The 16,700-nt window shown below is 63.9% G+C and carries 17 protein-coding genes and 1 other annotated feature; of the genes, 8 read left to right on the top strand and 9 right to left on the bottom strand.

Annotation, left to right across the window (positions count from 1 at the left end):
- Positions 1 to 4 precede the first annotated feature (4 nt).
- The 5 genes from hisH to hisG are packed head-to-tail and all read right to left on the bottom strand — an operon-like array spanning position 5 to position 4,986.
- The gene (hisH, locus tag FE240_RS10510) at positions 5 to 607 is read right to left on the bottom strand and encodes an imidazole glycerol phosphate synthase subunit HisH (protein WP_193000778.1); all 603 of its coding nucleotides are present in this window, start codon (positions 605 to 607) and stop codon (positions 5 to 7) included.
- Positions 608 to 1,717 (bottom strand): bifunctional histidinol-phosphatase/imidazoleglycerol-phosphate dehydratase HisB, encoded by a 1,110-nt coding sequence (gene hisB, locus FE240_RS10505; protein WP_193000776.1) that lies wholly within the window; start codon positions 1,715 to 1,717, stop codon positions 608 to 610.
- Between the two features lie 9 nt (positions 1,718 to 1,726).
- Positions 1,727 to 2,785, bottom strand: a complete 1,059-nt coding sequence (gene hisC, locus FE240_RS10500; RefSeq protein WP_193000774.1) for a histidinol-phosphate transaminase — start codon at positions 2,783 to 2,785, stop codon at positions 1,727 to 1,729.
- Positions 2,786 to 2,798: 13 nt separating this feature from the next.
- A complete protein-coding gene (hisD, locus tag FE240_RS10495) occupies positions 2,799 to 4,085 on the bottom strand; it encodes a histidinol dehydrogenase (RefSeq protein WP_193000772.1) in 1,287 nt (428 codons plus the stop codon).
- Between the two features lie 4 nt (positions 4,086 to 4,089).
- Positions 4,090 to 4,986, bottom strand: a complete 897-nt coding sequence (gene hisG, locus FE240_RS10490; protein ID WP_042044675.1) for an ATP phosphoribosyltransferase — start codon at positions 4,984 to 4,986, stop codon at positions 4,090 to 4,092.
- Positions 4,987 to 5,010: 24 nt separating this feature from the next.
- Positions 5,011 to 5,137 (bottom strand) — a sequence feature (His leader region).
- 222 nt (positions 5,138 to 5,359) lie between these two features.
- Between hisG and FE240_RS10485 the strand changes: the two genes are divergently transcribed.
- The 7 genes from FE240_RS10485 to rnd all read left to right on the top strand — a co-directional run bounded on the left by FE240_RS10485 (position 5,360) and on the right by rnd (position 12,785).
- A complete protein-coding gene (locus FE240_RS10485) occupies positions 5,360 to 5,623 on the top strand; it encodes a hypothetical protein (protein WP_193000770.1) in 264 nt (87 codons plus the stop codon).
- Between the two features lie 131 nt (positions 5,624 to 5,754).
- Entirely contained in the window at positions 5,755 to 7,605 is a 1,851-nt protein-coding gene (locus FE240_RS10480) for an ATP-dependent DNA helicase (protein ID WP_226799134.1), read from the top strand.
- A gap of 12 nt (positions 7,606 to 7,617) precedes the next feature.
- Entirely contained in the window at positions 7,618 to 8,307 is a 690-nt protein-coding gene (gene tsaB, locus FE240_RS10475) for a tRNA (adenosine(37)-N6)-threonylcarbamoyltransferase complex dimerization subunit type 1 TsaB (protein ID WP_193004530.1), read from the top strand.
- A 36-nt stretch (positions 8,308 to 8,343) separates the two neighbouring features.
- A complete protein-coding gene (locus FE240_RS10470) occupies positions 8,344 to 8,886 on the top strand; it encodes a Slp family lipoprotein (protein WP_226798787.1) in 543 nt (180 codons plus the stop codon).
- A complete protein-coding gene (locus FE240_RS10465) occupies positions 8,883 to 9,725 on the top strand; it encodes an alpha/beta fold hydrolase (RefSeq protein ID WP_193000766.1) in 843 nt (280 codons plus the stop codon). The genes FE240_RS10470 and FE240_RS10465 overlap by 4 nt, the downstream gene beginning before the upstream one ends.
- Positions 9,726 to 9,921: 196 nt before the next feature.
- A complete protein-coding gene (fadD, locus tag FE240_RS10460; protein ID WP_193000764.1) occupies positions 9,922 to 11,601 on the top strand; it encodes a long-chain-fatty-acid--CoA ligase FadD in 1,680 nt (559 codons plus the stop codon).
- A 77-nt stretch (positions 11,602 to 11,678) separates the two neighbouring features.
- The gene (gene rnd, locus FE240_RS10455) at positions 11,679 to 12,785 is read left to right on the top strand and encodes a ribonuclease D (protein ID WP_042044684.1); all 1,107 of its coding nucleotides are present in this window, start codon (positions 11,679 to 11,681) and stop codon (positions 12,783 to 12,785) included.
- Between the two features lie 67 nt (positions 12,786 to 12,852).
- On the opposite strand, the gene FE240_RS10450 is transcribed toward rnd, so the two are convergent.
- The 4 genes from FE240_RS10450 to dusC form a co-directional block, all read right to left on the bottom strand.
- Positions 12,853 to 13,221, bottom strand: coding sequence for a TraR/DksA family transcriptional regulator (locus FE240_RS10450; RefSeq protein ID WP_193004528.1), 369 nt, complete (start codon positions 13,219 to 13,221; stop codon positions 12,853 to 12,855).
- Between the two features lie 80 nt (positions 13,222 to 13,301).
- Entirely contained in the window at positions 13,302 to 14,270 is a 969-nt protein-coding gene (locus FE240_RS10445) for a DMT family transporter (protein ID WP_193000762.1), read from the bottom strand.
- Between the two features lie 78 nt (positions 14,271 to 14,348).
- Positions 14,349 to 15,173, bottom strand: a complete 825-nt coding sequence (locus FE240_RS10440; RefSeq protein WP_193000760.1) for an AraC family transcriptional regulator — start codon at positions 15,171 to 15,173, stop codon at positions 14,349 to 14,351.
- A 56-nt stretch (positions 15,174 to 15,229) separates the two neighbouring features.
- Positions 15,230 to 16,174: a tRNA dihydrouridine(16) synthase DusC gene (gene dusC / locus FE240_RS10435; protein WP_193004527.1), complete on the bottom strand. Its 945-nt coding sequence runs from the start codon at positions 16,172 to 16,174 to the stop codon at positions 15,230 to 15,232.
- A gap of 109 nt (positions 16,175 to 16,283) precedes the next feature.
- Between dusC and FE240_RS10430 the strand changes: the two genes are divergently transcribed.
- Positions 16,284 to 16,658 carry a YbaN family protein gene (locus FE240_RS10430; protein WP_193000758.1) on the top strand — a complete coding sequence of 125 codons (375 nt, stop codon included), beginning with the start codon at positions 16,284 to 16,286 and terminating at the stop codon, positions 16,656 to 16,658.
- Positions 16,659 to 16,700: the final 42 nt, after the last annotated feature.

Below are 16,700 nucleotides of genomic sequence, written 5' to 3'. Positions count from 1 at the left end.
CTTGTCACAGCTCCAGAAAGTTTTGCAAAAGGCGGGCACCGACGGCGCCGGAGCGCTCCGGGTGAAATTGCGCGCCGAAGAAGTTATCGCGCCCGGCGATGGCGGTGAACGGCTGGCCATAGTCGCAGGTGGCCAGGGTGGCCTCGGTCACCTCGAGGGCGTAGGAGTGCACGAAATAGAAGTAGCTGCCGCTTGGGATCCCCTTGAGTAGCGGGTGGGTCTCGTCGTGCCACACCTGGTTCCAGCCCATGTGGGGCAGGCGCAGATCGCCCACCTGCATCAGGCGGATCTTGCCCGGAATGATGCCAAGGCACTCGATGTCGGCATCACTCCCCATGCGCTCCTCGGAGGATTCAGCCAGCATCTGCATGCCGAGGCAAAAGCCGAGCAGCGGCTGGGTGGCCGCGCGAATGAGGGGCACCAGCCCCCGCTCGTTGAGATTGCGCATGGCCGCCACCGAGGTGCCGACCCCCGGCAGTACCAGCTTGTCGGCGGCGGCGATGACGTCGGCATCGCGGCTCACCTGCGGGGTGACGCCGAGGCGCTCGAAGGCCATGCGTACCGAGGCGAGGTTGGCGCAGCCCGTGTCGATGATCACCAGCTTCATTTACAGCACCCCCTTGCTGGAGGGGAGATCGTTGCCCTCGACCCGCACCGCTTGGCGCAGGGCGCGGCCGAAGCCCTTGAACAGGGCCTCCACCTGATGGTGGGTGTTGCCGCTGCCCACCTTCATCTGCAAGGTGATGGCCATGGCATCGGCCAGGGAGCGGAAGAAGTGCGGCACCATCTCGGTGGCGAGATCGCCCACCTGATCGCGGCCAAAGCCGGCAGGGCAGTCAAAGACGAAGTAGGGGCGGCCGCTTAAGTCGAGCGCCGTGCTCACCTCTTGCTCGGTGAGGGGACGGGCGTCGATGACCGCCTGCACCTCATCCATGGCGAGCACGAAGCCGAAACGGCCGATGCCGCGCTTATTACCGAGCGCCGCCTTGAGGGCTTGACCCAGGGCGATACCGGTATCCTCGACCGTGTGGTGATCGTCGATGTGCAGATCCCCCTCGACCGCCACCTCCATGTGGATGCCGGCGTGGGTGGCAATCTGATCGAGCATGTGGTCAAAGAACCCCAGGCCGGTGCTGATGCGGTTGCCGCCGGACTGGTCGAGATCCACCGCGATGCGAATGCGGGTCTCCTTGGTGTTGCGCTCCACCTCGGCCTGACGGCCACGACCGAGCAGCCGATCGCGGATGGCGAGCCAGTTGCACTCGCTCGGGTGGTAGCGAATGCCGGCGATCCCCATGTTTTCGGCCAACTGAAGGTCAGTTTCGCGATCGCCGATGACAAACGAGTTGCTGCGATCGAGGCGGCCCGAGGCGAGGTACTCCTTGACCAGCCCGAGGTGGGGCTTGCGGCAGCTGCACCCGTCGGTGGGGAAGTGGGGGCAGATCAGCACCTGCTCCCAGGTGACGCCCTGAGATTCAAACAGGTGCATCATCAGATCGTGGGGCGGCTGGAAGTGCTCCAGGGGCAGGCTGTCGGTGCCCAGCCCGTCTTGGTTGGTGACCATCACCAAGGTGTAGCCGGCGGCTTGCAGCTCGCGCAGCACCGGGATCACCATGGGCTCGAAGCGCAGCTTGTCGAGGCGGTCGACCTGCTTGTCGCTGACCGGCTCCTCGATCAGGGTGCCGTCGCGGTCGATGAAGAGAATGGGTGTGCTCATGGGGTCTCCTTACCGGATGTCACGCAAAACGTTGAGGACTGCATCCATCTCGTCCTGATAGCCGATGGTGATGCGAATGGCATCGGCCAGACCCGGCTTGCTGGAAAAATCGCGCAGTATGATGCCGGCCTGCTTCATGGCGGCGAAGACCCGCTCACCATCGCTAAAGCGCACCAGCACGAAGTTGCCCTTGTCCTCGAAGATCTCGGTGACACAGGGCAGGGCCTGCAACTCGGCCTTGATGCGCGCCTTCTGGGCGTTGAGCTCATCCACCCGCTCCTGCATCAGGGTCAGGCCGTTTGGCGAGAGGGCCTCGGCGGCGATCTGGGCCACCGGATCCGGGATGGGATAGGGGGCGATCACCTTGGCCAGCATGCCGATGACCTCCTGCGAGGCCAGAGTGAAGCCACAGCGGATCCCGGCCAGGGCGAACGCCTTGGAAAGGGTGCGGGTCACCACCAGGTTGGGATAGCGCGCGATGAGATCGACCACGCTCGCCTCGGGGCAGAACTCGATGTAGGCCTCGTCCACCACGATGAGGGCGCGGTCGGTGGCGGCCTCAAGCAGATTGATGAGGCCGTCGCGGCCCACCAGATCCCCGGTCGGGTTGTTGGGGGAGCAGAGAAACACCACCTTCACGTCGGAAAGGCGGCTCTTAATTTCGCTCCAGTCCGGCTGACGGGAGGGCTTGAGCGGCACCTCGACGATGCCGACCCCGCAGGTCTCGGCGCTGATGGCGTACATGCCGTAGGTGGGGGGGCAGATCAGAACCTGATCCTGCCCAGCTTCGCAGAAGGTGCGGATCACCAGCTCAATGGCCTCATCGGCGCCGCGGCTGGCCAGCACCTGCTCCGGCTGCACCCCGGCATAAGCGGCATAGGCGGCGATCACCTGGGGCGGCTGGCACTCGGGATAGCGGTTGAGGCGGGCCGGATCGATGGTGAAGGGGTAGGCGATGGGGGCCTCGTTGGCATTGAGCCAGACGTTGCCCTTGCCACCGATGCGGCGCGCCGACTGATAGGGGGTGAGGGCGCGCACTGCGCGCCGTGCCAAATCCTTGATACTCATGCGGTTGTCCTTATCACTTCAGTACGGCGAGGCGCAGGGTTACGGCATTTTTGTGGGCGCCGAGCCCTTCGGCCTCGGCGATGCGCTCGACCACAGGGCCCAGGCCCTTGAGCCCTTCGGCGCTTAGCTCTTGCACCGTGTAGCGGCGCTGGTAGTCGGCGAGCCCCAGGCTCGAGCAGGTGCGCGCATAGCCATAGGTGGGCAGGGTGTGATTGGTGCCGCTGGCGTAATCGCCAACTGACTCCGGCGTCCAGGGGCCGAGGAAGATGGAGCCGGCGTTCTCGAGCTTATCGAGCAGGGCGCGCGGCGCGCGTGTCTGCACGATGAGGTGCTCGGGGGCGTAGGCGTTGGAGATGGCGCACGCCTCGTCCAGATCGCGGCACAGCAACACCAGGCTGCCGCCGAGCGCCGCAGTGGCGATGTCGCGGCGATCCAGCGCCGCCAGTTGGCGGGCCAGCTCGTCCTGCACACCGTCGGCCAGGGCCGGCGAGTCGGTCACCAGCACCACCTGGCTGTCGGCGCCGTGTTCGGCCTGGGAGAGCAGGTCGGCGGCGACGAAGGCGGGATTGGCCGTCTCGTCGGCGATCACCAGCACCTCGGAGGGGCCGGCCGGCATGTCGATGGCAGCGCCGCGCACATCCTGGCTGACCTGGCGCTTGGCTTCGGTCACGTAGCTGTTGCCGGGGCCGAAGATCTTGTCGACCTTGGGAATGCTCTCGCTGCCATAGGCCATGGCGGCGATGGCCTGGGCGCCGCCGATGGCGAACACCTTCTCAACGCCACAGGCGCGGGCGGCAAACAGGATCTCGTCGCTGGCCGGTGAGGGGGTGCACAGCACCACTTCGCGGCAGCCGGCGATGGCGGCTGGGATGGCCAGCATCATGACGGTGGAGGGGAGCGGCGCGCTGCCCCCCGGCACGTAGAGACCGACCCTGGCAATCGGCTGGGTGCGCAGCTCGCACACCACGCCGGGCTGGGTTTCGAGGCGCAGCACCGGCTGGGCCTGGGCGGCGTGGAAGGCGCGAATATTGCCGATGGCCTGGCGGATGGCTGCTTTGATGTCGTCACCGAGGCGAGCCTCGGCGGCGTCGAATTCGGCAGCGCTTACGCGCAGGGTGTCGCGCGGGGCGCGCTCGAAGCGGGCGGAGAGCTCGCGCAGGGCGGCGTCACCCCGGCTGCGCACCTCGCTGATGATGCCGCGCACCGTGCTCTCGAGTGAGTCGGCATTGGCCAGCGCCGGGCGGGCCAGCAGGTCGCGTTGTTGCTCGGGAGCGAGCGTATTCCAGATGAGGGTCTGCATGGTCTTACTCCATCATCTTCTCGATGGGCAGCACCAGGATGGAGCTGGCACCGAGGGCCTTGAGGCGCTCCATGGTCTCCCAGAACAGGGTTTCGCTGGAGACTACGTGCAGGGCCACCTGGTTGGTGTCACCGGCCAACTGCATGATGGTGGGACGCTCGGCGCCCGGCAGCAGGGAGGTGATGGCTTCGAGCCGCTCTTTCGGGGCGTGCAGCATGATGTACTTGCTCTCACGCGCTTGCAGCATTCCTTGGATACGCGGCATCAACTTGTCGATGAGTTGCTGCTTGCTGCTTTCAAGCGGTTGCGCCGCTTGGATCAGGGCCGCCTTGGAGCGATAGATGACCTCGACCTCTTTGAGGCCGTTGGCCTCCAGCGTGGCGCCGGTCGATACCAGATCGCAGATGGCGTCAGCCAGTCCGGCACGCGGGGCCACTTCCACCGAGCCACCCAGCATCACGCTCTTGAAGGGCAGGCCTCGCTCGTCAAAGAAGCGTTGCAGCAGGCCGGGGTAGGAGGTGGCGATGCGCTTGCCGGCCAGGCACTCGGCGCCGGTGTAGTTCATCTCGCGTGGCACGGCGAGCGACAGTCGGCAGCTACCGAAGTCGAGCTGCTTCAATACCTTTACCTCGGCCGCCTGGCCGAGGGCCTGGCGACGTAGCTGCTCCTCTTCCAGTACGTTCTCACCGATGATGCCAAGATCGACCACGCCATCCATCACCAGACCCGGGATGTCGTCATCGCGTACTCGCAGAATATCGATGGGCATATTTTCAACGTGGGCAATCAGGCGCTGCTCGAGCAGGTTGATCTTGAGGCCACAGCTTTTGAGCAGGGCCTGGGAGTCCTGGCTGAGGCGCCCGGACTTTTGCATTGCGATACGCAGACGTTGAGTTTCCATTGCTTCTTTTTCCTTCGTATTTAAAAACAAAAACCCTCGAAAGCGGTGCTTCCGAGGGTTTGCAGATGTGGGGGTCTGCTTGGAAGTCACCTTTATTGGTCTTCCAGCAGCCAACCTCCTGAAAGACTATTCGGGATGATGGTGACGGTGGTGAGCTTTCAGCAGGTTGAACATGATGTAAATCTCTCTTTACTAATAGGGTTGCCGTTCTTTACGAACCGATGGCGTGGTTTTTAACTTACCTGTCTGGTTAAAAATTGCAACCCCGGCGAGAGAAAAGGGTGAAAAAATAAAGCAATCGTTTTTCCAGCCGATAGCCAGTTAAAGGTCAACCCGTTTTGTCGGTGTTGGGCACGGACGCAGGAGAACCGCCATGGCCAATCAGGATCTGATCTATTCCATACTGCCTCGTCCGCCCGCCGTACCAGGCAGCAGTGGGGTGGCCGGTGAGATCCGCCAGGTGCGTCAAGTCACCGGGCTCGACAAAAAATCGCGTATCGAGGCGAGCCGCGAGGACCCTGATCGGCGTCAGCAGCAGACGTCTCCCCCTGCGGCGACGGTCGCGCCTGCCGCGCCGGTTGAGACGGAAGGGGAGGTGCCGCCGGATCCGCCACATCAGATCGATCTCTTCGTCTGAGCGGTGCTTTTGGTATAATCGGCTTTTTCGCCGGAACGCCTGCCTTGACCACTGTCTCGACCCTGTTTGCCCCCGAAGGCCCCCTCTCGCGCCATATCGATGGCTTTGTCGCCCGTGCCCCCCAGTTGGAGATGGCCAGTGCGGTGGAGCGTGTCATCGACAGCCACGGCCGCCTGCTGGTGGAGGCGGGCACAGGTACTGGCAAGACCTATGCCTATCTGGTGCCGGCGCTGCACTCGGGTAAGCGCATCGTCATCAGCACTGGCTCTAAAAACCTGCAAGAGCAGCTCTATCACAGGGACTTGCCGACCATCATGGGGGCCCTCGACTATGCCCGGCCGGTGGCCCTGCTCAAGGGGCGCAGCAACTACCTGTGCCTGGAGCGCCTTAATAACCTGATGAGCGAGTCGCACCTGCAAAAGGCCGAGGTGCTGGCCGATCTGGTCAAGGTGAAATCTTGGTCGGGCACCACCAATACCGGGGACGTGGGCGACATTCCGGGCTTGCAGGAGAATGCCGAAATCCTGCCTCACATCACCAGCACCAACGACAACTGCCTCGGGCGCGACTGCCCCTATTACGAGGATTGCCACTTGGTGATCGCCCGTCGCCGCGCCATGGAGGCGCAGGTGGTGGTGATCAACCATCACCTCTTCTTCGCCGATCTAGCGGTGAAAGACACGGGATTTGGCGAGCTGGTGCCGGAGGCTCAGGTCTACGTATTCGACGAGGCGCACCAGTTGCCCGAGATTGCCACCAGCTATTTTGGTAAGTCCCTCTCCAGCCGCAGCGTGCAGGAGTTGGCTCAGGATATCCAACTGGCCTATCGCAGCGAGGCGCAGGACATGAACCAGCTCGGCAAGGCGGCGGATCGGTTGCAGATCGCCAGCCAAGATCTGCGCCTGGCCTTTGGCATGGAGAGCGGGCGCGGCAATACCCGTGACATGATGAAAAACAGCCACTGGGGGCAGGCGCTGGCGCGTCTGACCGATGCGCTTTCGCTCTGTTATGACGTGTTGAAGCTGGCGCTCGGGCGTGGCGAGCGGCTCGATCAGTGCTTTGAGCGGGTCAGTGAGGTGAAAAGCCGCCTCAGTGAGCTGCTCGCGCTCAATGAAACCGGCTGCTCCTACTGGTTTGAATGCACCCGGCTCCACTTTTCGCTCAACCTGACGCCGCTCTCGGTGGCCGAGCGTTTCAACGCCGAGGTGCAGCGCCCCGAGGTGAGCTGGGTGTTTACCTCCGCCACCCTGACGGTGGACGGCCACTTTGCCCACTTTGCCGGCGAGATGGGGCTGGCCGGCAGCGCCGAGCTGACCTTGGACAGCCCCTTTGATTACAGCGAACAGGCGCGCCTGTGCGTGCCGCGTTTTCTGCCCGAGCCCAATGCCTTCGGCCGCGGTGAGCGGCTGGCCGCCATGATGATCCCGCTTATTAACCGCACCCCGGGCGGCTGTTTCTTCCTCTGCACCAGCCATCAGGCGATGCGCCAGGTGGCCGAGGTGCTGCGCCGCGAGATAGGGCGCACCGTGCTGATGCAGGGGGAGGAGAACAAGTCGCAGCTGCTCAAACGCTTTGTCGAGAATGGTCGCGCCGTGCTGGTGGCCACCGCCAGCTTCTGGGAGGGGATCGACGTGCGGGGGGCGGCACTTTCGTGTGTTATCATCGACAAACTGCCGTTTGCCTCCCCGGATGACCCCCTGCTCAAGGCGCGGGTCGAGGATTGTCGCCTGCGCGGCGGCGATCCCTTCTCCGATGTGCAGCTGCCCAAGGCGGTCATAGCCCTCAAGCAGGGGGTGGGCCGCCTCATCCGCGATCGGGGGGATCACGGGGTGCTGGTGATCTGCGATCCGCGCATGGTCAACCGCGCCTATGGCGCCACCTTTATCAAGAGCCTGCCCGCCATTCCCCGCACCCGGGATCTGGCGCGGCTGGGTGAGTTTTTCCGCGAGGGCGATGGGCCCTCGATCGCTAGCAATGTTTAAGGAAACAGTGTGTTGAAGATCCTGGCCGTCGATACTGCCACCGAAGCCTGCTCTGCCGCCCTGCTGGTGGGCGAGCAGGTGTTTGCCCGTTATGAAGAGGCGCCCCGCGACCACACCCGCAAGATCCTGCCCATGGTGCAGTCCCTGCTCGATGAGTCCGGGCTAGCCCTGAGCGATCTCGATGCCATCGCCTTTGGCCGTGGCCCCGGCTCGTTTACCGGTGTACGCATCGGGATCGGGGTTGCCCAGGGGCTGGCGCTCGGCGCCGACAAGCCGCTCATCGGCATCTCGACCCTGGCCGCCATGGCGCAGGGGGCTTATCGCCGTGATGGTGCCGAGCAGGTGCTGGCCGCCATCGACGCGCGCATGAATGAAGTCTATTTCGGTCGCTTCACCCTGAGTGAAGGATTGATGGTGCCGCAGCAAGAGGAGTGCGTGATTGATCCCACTCTGCTGGCCGAGCAGACCTGCTTGGAGGGCCGCTGGCACACCATAGGCACCGGTTTTGTCACCTACGACGCGGTGTTGCAGTTGGCCAAACAGCAGGTGCCAGCCTCAGCCCCCTGCTTGCCGATGGCCGAAGATATGCTGCCGCTGGCGCGTGCCGCCTGGCTGGCTGGGGAGGCGGTAGCGGTCGAGGCCGCCAGCCCCGTATACTTGCGCGACAAGGTGACCTGGAAGAAGCTGCCGGGTCGCGAGTGATCCCGAGGGGGACTCCCCTCACAGCCGGAGGGGAATATGTCTCATCTGTCCATGAGGTTCACTAGCCGCACACTGTTGCTGGGGCTTGCCGCCTGGCTGCTCTCGGCCTGCGGCACCGTGCCGCGCGAGCTGGCCTACGAGCCCGAGTCGGCCCTGGTGCCGTTCGCTCCGGGGCTGTCCCAACCTGGCGCCATGGCGCGTTGGAGCGGGGTCATCGCAGCGGTGCATAACGAGCCGGCGCGCAGCGTCATCGAGGTGGTGGTGCTGCCGCTCAAATCCAACGGTGTACCGCTGCAAACCGAGCAGAGTCCGGGCCGTTTTCTCGCCATCATGCCGGGGTTTGTCGATCCCGCCCTCTATGCCAAGGGGCGCTCGCTGAGTGTGCTGGGTCAGGTGGCGGCGCCGGTCGATGGCAAGATTGGGGAGCACCCCTATCGCTTTGCCGTGCTCGATAGCGCCAAGAGCAAGCTCTGGCCACCGGTCAAGGAGGTCGAGGTGCGCTATGTCGACCCCTTCTTCCACGATCCCTTCTATGACCCCTACTGGCCGCGCCGACCGCTGCTCCCGTTACCGCGATGACGACGTCAGGGGAGATCCGGCTCGATGATGGGCGCCGCGTCGCCTACCTGAGCTGGGGCGAGCCGGAAGCGCCCCTGGTGCTGGCGCTGCACGGCTGGCTCGACAATGCCGAGAGCTTTCGGCCGCTGGCGGCCCACCTCAACGGCGTGCACCTGGTGGCCCTCGATCTGCCCGGTCACGGCCACTCGAGCCACAAGGCCACCCCCTATGTCTTTGTCGACTGGCTCGACGATCTCTACCGCATCACCCGCGCCGCGGGTTGGCAGCGCTTCATCCTGCTTGGTCATTCCCTCGGGGCGCTCATCGGCTCGGCCTATGCCGGGGTGTTCCCCGAGCAGGTCTCCCAGCTCATCATGCTGGAGGGGATGGGGCCGCTCAGCCAGCCCGATCATGAGGTGCCAGGCCAGATCCGGCGGGTGCTGGAGCGGCGCTCGCGCACCGCTTTACGCCGCCATCCGGGATTTGAGGAGGTGGCGCAGGCGGTGGCGGCCCGTTGCCAGGTCAGTGACATGCAGGTTGACGCGGCGCGCCTCATCGTGCAGCGCAATCTGGAGGAGCGGGAAGGGCGTTGGTACTGGCGCAGCGATCCGGCCCTGCGTGAGCGCACGCCGCTGCGCATGAGTGAGGGGCAGGCGCTGGCGCTGCTCTCGGCCATCACGGCGCCGGTACTGCTGCTGCGGGGCGAGCATGGCTATCCGGAGCTGGCGCAGCAATGGGCTGCACGGGGTGGGGCGATCGCGGCACTGGAGTGCGCAATGGTGCCGGGCGGGCACCATTTCCACATGGAAGATCCTGCGCTGACGGCACTTCATATCGAAAAATTCTGCCGACTTCGCTAGAATGCGTGCTCTACATCACTATTCTATCAATTCAATCCAGTCTCACTCTGTTAATTTGCTGTTAACTCGCGTTGCCTTGTGTCACCATATCGCAACCTTAGAGCTCATGCTCGAAACAGCTGATTGAATAACCCGGTGATCCAGGGACGGAGGGAACACAGTGAGCGCACAGGTCCTTTATATGCAGGAGAATCACGTGGAAAAAGTCTGGCTCAAGCGTTATCCGGAGGGCGTTCCCGCCGAGATCGATCCAGACAAGTACGGCTCTCTGGTCGAGATGTTCGAAGAGTCGGTGGCCAAGTTCGCCGACCTGCCCGCCTTCGTCAATATGGGGCAGACCATCACCTATCGCCGCCTTGAAGAGCAGTCACGGGCCTTTGCCGCCTACCTGCAAAACGAGTTGAAGCTGGAAAAGGGCGACCGGGTCGCGGTCATGATGCCCAACCTGCTGCAATACCCCATCGCCGTCTTCGGCATCCTGCGCGCCGGTATGACGGTGGTTAACGTCAACCCCCTCTATACCCCGCGCGAGCTGGAGCACCAGCTCAAAGACGCAGGCGCCAAGGCGATCGTCATCGTCTCTAACTTTGCCCACACCCTCGAGAAGGTGGTCTACGACACCCCGGTCAAGCACGTGATCCTGACCCGCATGGGGGATAACCTGGGCCTGGCCAAGGGCACCTTGGTCAATTTTGTGGTGAAGTACGTCAAGAAGCTGGTGCCGAAATACAATCTGCCTGGGGCCAGCTCCATGCGTCATGCGCTCGCCAAGGGGCGCTATCTGCAATACATCAAGCCCACCATTAAGAGTGGCGACATCGCTTTCCTGCAATACACAGGGGGAACCACGGGGCTCTCCAAGGGCGCCATGCTGACCCACCGCAACATGCTTGCCAACGTCGAGCAGTGCCTCGGGGTTTATGGCCCGCGCTTGCAGGAGGGCAAGGAGTTCGTGGTGACCGCACTGCCGCTCTACCACGTATTCGCCCTGACGGTGAACTGCCTGCTGTTCATGCGCATCGGCGGTTATAACCTGCTCATCAGCAATCCGCGCGACATCCCGGGCTTTGTCAAAGAGATCAAGAAGTATCCCTTTACCTGTATCACAGGGGTGAACACCCTGTTTAACGCCTTGAGCAACAATCCCGACTTTGCGGCTATTAACTTCGATCGCCTGAAGCTGACCATAGGCGGCGGCATGGCGGTGCAGCGCGCGGTGGCCGAGAAGTGGCAACAGATGACCAAGGTGCCCCTGCTCGAGGGCTATGGCCTGACCGAGTGCTCGCCGCTGGTGAGTGTCTGCCCCTACGATCTGGTGCAGTACAATGGCTCCATCGGCTTGCCGGTCTGCTCGACCGAGATCCGTCTGGTTGATGACGAGGGCAATGTGGTGCGCGAACTCGGCCAGCCGGGCGAGATGCAGGTGCGCGGCCCGCAGGTGATGGCCGGCTACTGGCAGCGTCCTGAGGCGACCGCCGAGGTGATCCAAGATGGTTGGCTCTGCACTGGCGATATCGCCACCTGTGATGAGCAGGGCTTTTTCAAGATCGTCGATCGTAAGAAGGACATGATCCTGGTCTCCGGTTTCAACGTCTATCCGAACGAAATTGAAGACGTGGTTGCCATGCATCCGAAGGTGATGGAAGTCGCCGCCGTTGGTGTGCCGCACAAGGTTTCCGGCGAGGTAGTAAAGCTGTTTGTGGTGCGCAAGGATCCCTTGCTCAGCGAAGAGGACATCATCGCCCATTGCCGCAAACATCTGACTGCCTATAAGGTGCCGAAACTGGTAGAATTTCGCGACGAACTACCCAAGACCAATGTGGGCAAGATCCTGCGCCGCGAACTGCGCGATGAGGAGCTTGCCAAAGCGCAATAAGGTCCCTGCCTTCCCGTGCGCCGTGGTTCCCACCACGGCGCTTTCGTTTCTGGGGCCGGCCACCACAAGGCAACACCATGCATTACCAATTGATTTCCAATCAGGCCGATCTTGCGGCCTACCTCTCCACCCTGGCCGAGGGTCCGCTCGCCGTGGACACCGAGTTCGTGCGTACCCGCACCTATTATCCCCAGCTCGGCCTGTTTCAGATCTACGACGGTCACCAATTGGCGCTGATCGACCCGCTGGCCGTCGACATGACGCCGCTGTGGCAAGTGCTGGGAGCGAAGGGGCGCCTCAGCGTGCTGCATGCTTCCGGCGAAGATCTTGAACTCATTCAGCACGAGGCCGGCCATCTGCCGGCCTTGATGCACGATACCCAGCTGGCCGCCGCCTTTCTCGGTTACGGGGTTTCGGTAGGTTTTGGCGCCCTAGTGAAGGATTTTCTCGGGGTGGAGCTGGTCAAGGATCAGGCGCGCACCGACTGGTTGGCGCGCCCTTTGAGCGCCCGTCAGCTCGATTACGCGGCGGCCGATGTCTTCTATCTGGTGCCCCTCTACCAGCAGGTGATGGCTCGCCTGGTTGAGAGTGGCAAACTGGCCTGGTTTGAGGAGGAGTGCCGCAGCCACTGCGCGCGCAAGGTCGCCATCAGCGATCCCTATCAGGCCTATCTTGATTTTGGCAACGCCTGGCAGTTGGGACGGCGTGAACTCGCCATCTTGCGCGAGCTGGCGGCCTGGCGCCAGCAGGAGGCGGTGCGCCGCGATCTGGCGGTCAACTTCGTGGTCAAGGAGCTGCACCTTTACAAGGTGGCCGAGCGTCGTCCGAGTTCGCTGCGCGATCTCAACGAGCTGGGGTTGCTGCCCATCGAGATCAAGATCCACGGTAAGCGTCTGCTCGATATCGTGGCCAAGGCCGAGGCCAGCGATCCGGATTCATGGCCCGAGCGCATCCGCCGTCTGGTGGAGTTTCCCCAGTACAAGGGCGAGCTCAAGCGGATCAAGGCGCTGGTGGAGGAGCAATCCAAGGCGTGTGGCGTGCCGCCCGAGCTGATTGCCAGCAAGAAGACCATCCACCAGTACTTTACCTGGAGCTGGCGTCTGAGCGACGAAGAGCGCGCCGCCGTCGAGCCGCCTGCACTGCTTACTGGGTGGCGTGGTGAACTGGTGGGACGTCTGTTGTAACGCAGTGGTTGAGGGTGGGGAAAGAGAAAAGGCCCCGCCCGATGCATCCTATCGGGGGGCAGGGGGGTCAGAGTTCGCGGGTGTGATCACCCTTGCGATAACGGGCTTCGCAGCGCGGGCAGCGCTGCATGGCGGGATCGTTGTCCAGCGCAATCGGGTCTAGGGGCTCCTCGCAGTCGGAGCAAAGGCCGTAGAGGCCGAGCTCCATCTGACAGAGGGCCGCATCCAGGTGCAGCAGCCGAGCGATCGGCGCCTCTACCCCTGGGCCAAGTACGGTTCTGGCCATGGCCACCAGCGACTCCACCTCACACTGAGCTGGACTGACGCCGATATCATCCAGACGGGCCGCCTCCAGCTCAGCTATCAGTTGCTGACGGATCTGTGTCCAGTCGGCTTCGAGTCGGCGTCGCCAGCCAGACAGCTGCTGCTCGCTCAATTCACACACAATGCCTCCAATAGCTTGCCAAAGAGTGGACTCAGTATAGGGAGGCAGCCTGCCGGGCAAGATGACATGCGTCAAGTTCGCCGTGCATTGGTCTCACTTTTGCTTTTCACCGTGGCGGGCTTGCCGCCCAGCAGATAGATCACCCCCAGCACCAGACTGGCCACCCCGAGCAGGGTGCTGGCCGGTGGCCACGCCTCGCGCAAGAGAAACGCATAGAGCAGCCCCGCCAAGGTCTCGAACACGATAAGCGGCCCCACCAGCACGGTGGGCAGCCGTTGGCTCGCCTCGTTCCAGCACAGGGTGCCGAGCCAGGAGCACAACAGCCCTAGCGCCCCCATCAGCAGCATGAAACGCAGCGGCGTCGGCCCCAGCGGTAGGGGGAAGGCCGGCGCCGTCAACGCCAGATGGCCGAGGCTGCCCAGATAGGCGAGCAGCGCCACCGGTAGGGTCACCAGTCCTTGGGCGGTGGCCCAGATGGCGGGGCTGCGCCCTGGGTGGGAGCGCAGCCAACGGGCGTTACGCAGGGGATACCAGGTCCAGCACAGCACGGCGACCACGGCCAGGGTAATGCCCATCACCTGTTGCGCAAGCGGTAGCGGCCGCCAGGCCAGCTCGGCCCGGTTGACGAGATAAAGGCCGGCCCCCATCAGCAGCAGGGCCGGATAGAGGCGGATACGGGAGAGCCGGCCGTCATGGCGCGCATAGAGGGCGTTGGCGGCCAGCGCCGTCACCACCGGCAGGGTGCCGATGATCATGGCGGCAAGCGGTGAGCCGATGCGCAAGATGGCCGCGGAGAGGCAGAAGTAGTAGAGCAGGTTACCCACCAAGGTGAGGGCCAGCGCCTCCTGCCAGTCGCGGCGGCCGAGTTCCGCCAGACGGCGGCGGGCCCGCCAGGCCAGCGGCAGAACGATGAGGCCGAAGGCGAGGTAGCGGCCGCTCGCCAGCAGGGAGGGCGGATAATCCGGCACCAGCAGGGGGGCGATGAAGATCAGCCCCCACATCAGGCCGGCCAGCAGAGCAAACAGGACACCAAGCAGCATGATACGCTCGCAGCAATGAAGAAGTGGAGTGAGCACGGTAGCCCGAAGCGGGCGACGCCGTATTGAACCAGATTGCGCTTATCGCAGGGCGAGCACCTGGCGTTGGTAGCGTACCGGCGTGGTGCCGTAGCGGCGTAGAAACGCACGGGTGAGGTGTGCCTGGTCGGCCAGCCCGCAAGCTGCGGCCACGTCGGCGGCGGGCATTCCTCCGGCCAGTGCGGCCTTGGCGCGTTGCAATCTTATCGCCATCAGCATCTGCTGTGGCGTGACGTGAAAATGCGCCTTGAACTTGCGCTGGAAATGATAGGGGCTCAGGTTCACCGTCGCGGCCAGCTCACCCAGCGTGATCGATTGGGCGAAGCAGGCTTGCAGGTAGTCGACGGCGCGCGCCAGCGGGTGAGGGGCTTCATCGGGGTTGGCACGGCCCAGCCCGTGGGGGAGCAGGGTCTCGCACACCGAGAGCAGCAGGCCGTCGGCCTCCAGCTTGCTGTCGCAGTGCCACAGGGCATCGAGCAGCCCTTGCAGCCGGCGGGCCGTGGCGGGGGCATGGCAGACCGCCTCGGGGAAGCTCCAGTCTCGCCGACCACTGATGGCGGTGAGGTGGGGGGCGGGCAGATAGAGCATGCGGTAGCGCCACCCCTCTTCGCTGGCCGACTCGCCCGTGTGCAGCTCGTCCGGGTTCATCAGCACCAGGCTGCCGGAGCCGGCCAAATGCTGGCTGCCGCGATAACGAAACCGCTCGGCGCCGTGCTCAATCACCCCGAGACTGAACCCCTCGTGGCTGTGGGGATCGAAGGTGTGGGAGCGGATGTGGGCGCGATACAGCTCGATATCCGGCTGTTGCGGCAAGGTGCGAAAATCGGCCCTGTCGTGCTGATGAGTAAATGGCGCTACGCCCTGCATCCTGACCTCCTGTCACTGGGCCTTCATCATAGGCCTAGCGAGGGCGGCGGCCAAGCTCAGGCCAACGTCATGCACTCGCGCTCGAGGGCGGCGCGGATCTCGTCTGCGGTCTTGATGGTGCGGATGCGGCGAAACAGCGCGTCGGCCTCGGCGTACTCGCGCACCACGTAGGAGAACCACTGCTTGATGCGGCTCGGGTAGTAGTCGGCCTTCTCGCCGGCCAAGTCCTGCTCGCTGTAGCGCACCATCAATCGCAGCACCTCGGGCCAGCTCAGGTGGGGGCAGTCCTGCTTCATCACGTTGGCAAGGTTGGGCAGCGACAGGGCGCCACGCCCCACCATCAGGCGATCGCAGCCTGACACCGCGCGGCAGCGCATGGCGTCGGCGTGGTTCCATATTTCGCCGTTGGCGGTGACCGGAATGGGCAGGGCGCGGCGGATGGCATCGACATATTCCCAGTGGGCGGGAGGGCGATAGGCCTCAACCTTGGTGCGGGCGTGCACCGCCAGCTCGTTGGCACCGCCCTGATAGACGGCGTCGGCGTTCTCCATGTGCAGCGCCTTGTCCTCGAAACCGAGGCGGATCTTGGCGCTCACCGGCAGATGGGCCGGCACCGCGTCTCGCACCGCCTTGACGATGGCGTGCACCGCCTCGGGGGTCTTTAGCAGCACGGCGCCGCCTTGGCTCTTGTTGACCGTGGGGGCCGGGCAGCCGAAGTTGAGATCGACCCCGGGCGAGCCCAGTTCGATGGCGCGCAGGGCGTTTTCGGCCATCCATTCGGGGTGCTGGCCCAGCAGTTGTACCCGTACCGGGGTGCCGGCACGGGTCTTGCCGCCCTGTTTCAGCTCGGGGCAGAGGCGGTGATAGACCTTGGCGGGCAGCAGCTGATCGACCACCCGCACGAACTCGCTGATGCAGAGGTCATAGTCGTTGACGGCGGTGAGGGTCTCACGCATCAGGTGATCTAGTACCCCCTGCATGGGGGCCAGGGTAATGTGCATGGCGAACGGCGTGGTGATAAAACGAAGGCGAGATTGTAGTGGCAAGGCGGCCTGCTGTCAGCCCGGATCTCTGCTAGGATGCTGGCAGTCATTGCGTTGGAGGTTGTCGATGAACGCCCTGTTGACCCTGCTCGGCTGGCTCAGCCTCATCACCGGCATCATCGGCATCGTGGTGCCCTTGCTGCCTACCACGCCGTTCGTGCTGCTCTCGGCGGCCTTGTTTGCTCGCTCTTCGCCGCGCTTTCATCGCTGGCTGCTGGCTCATCCGCAATTCGGGCCGCTTATCGACGACTGGCAACGCCACCGAGGGATCCGCCGCAGCGCCCGGCGCCGCGCCAATCTGCTTATCTTGCTCTCGTTTGGGGTGTCACTGCTGCTGGTGCCGTCCGTGTGGCTGCGCGTGCTGCTGTTGGTCATGATGGTGGGGCTGCTGGTGATCATCAATCGTTTGCCTCTGGTCGAGCCAGTTGCATTGAAGCAGTGAAGTGCCTAAGCTATCGCGGCAAAATGTAGTGGAGTTGGCCTG

Source organism: Aeromonas simiae (genome assembly GCF_014892695.1).
Classification (GTDB): domain Bacteria; phylum Pseudomonadota; class Gammaproteobacteria; order Enterobacterales; family Aeromonadaceae; genus Aeromonas; species Aeromonas simiae.
Note: the sequence above shows the minus strand (reverse complement) of the source record. Positions and strands in the feature narration are given on the sequence as shown.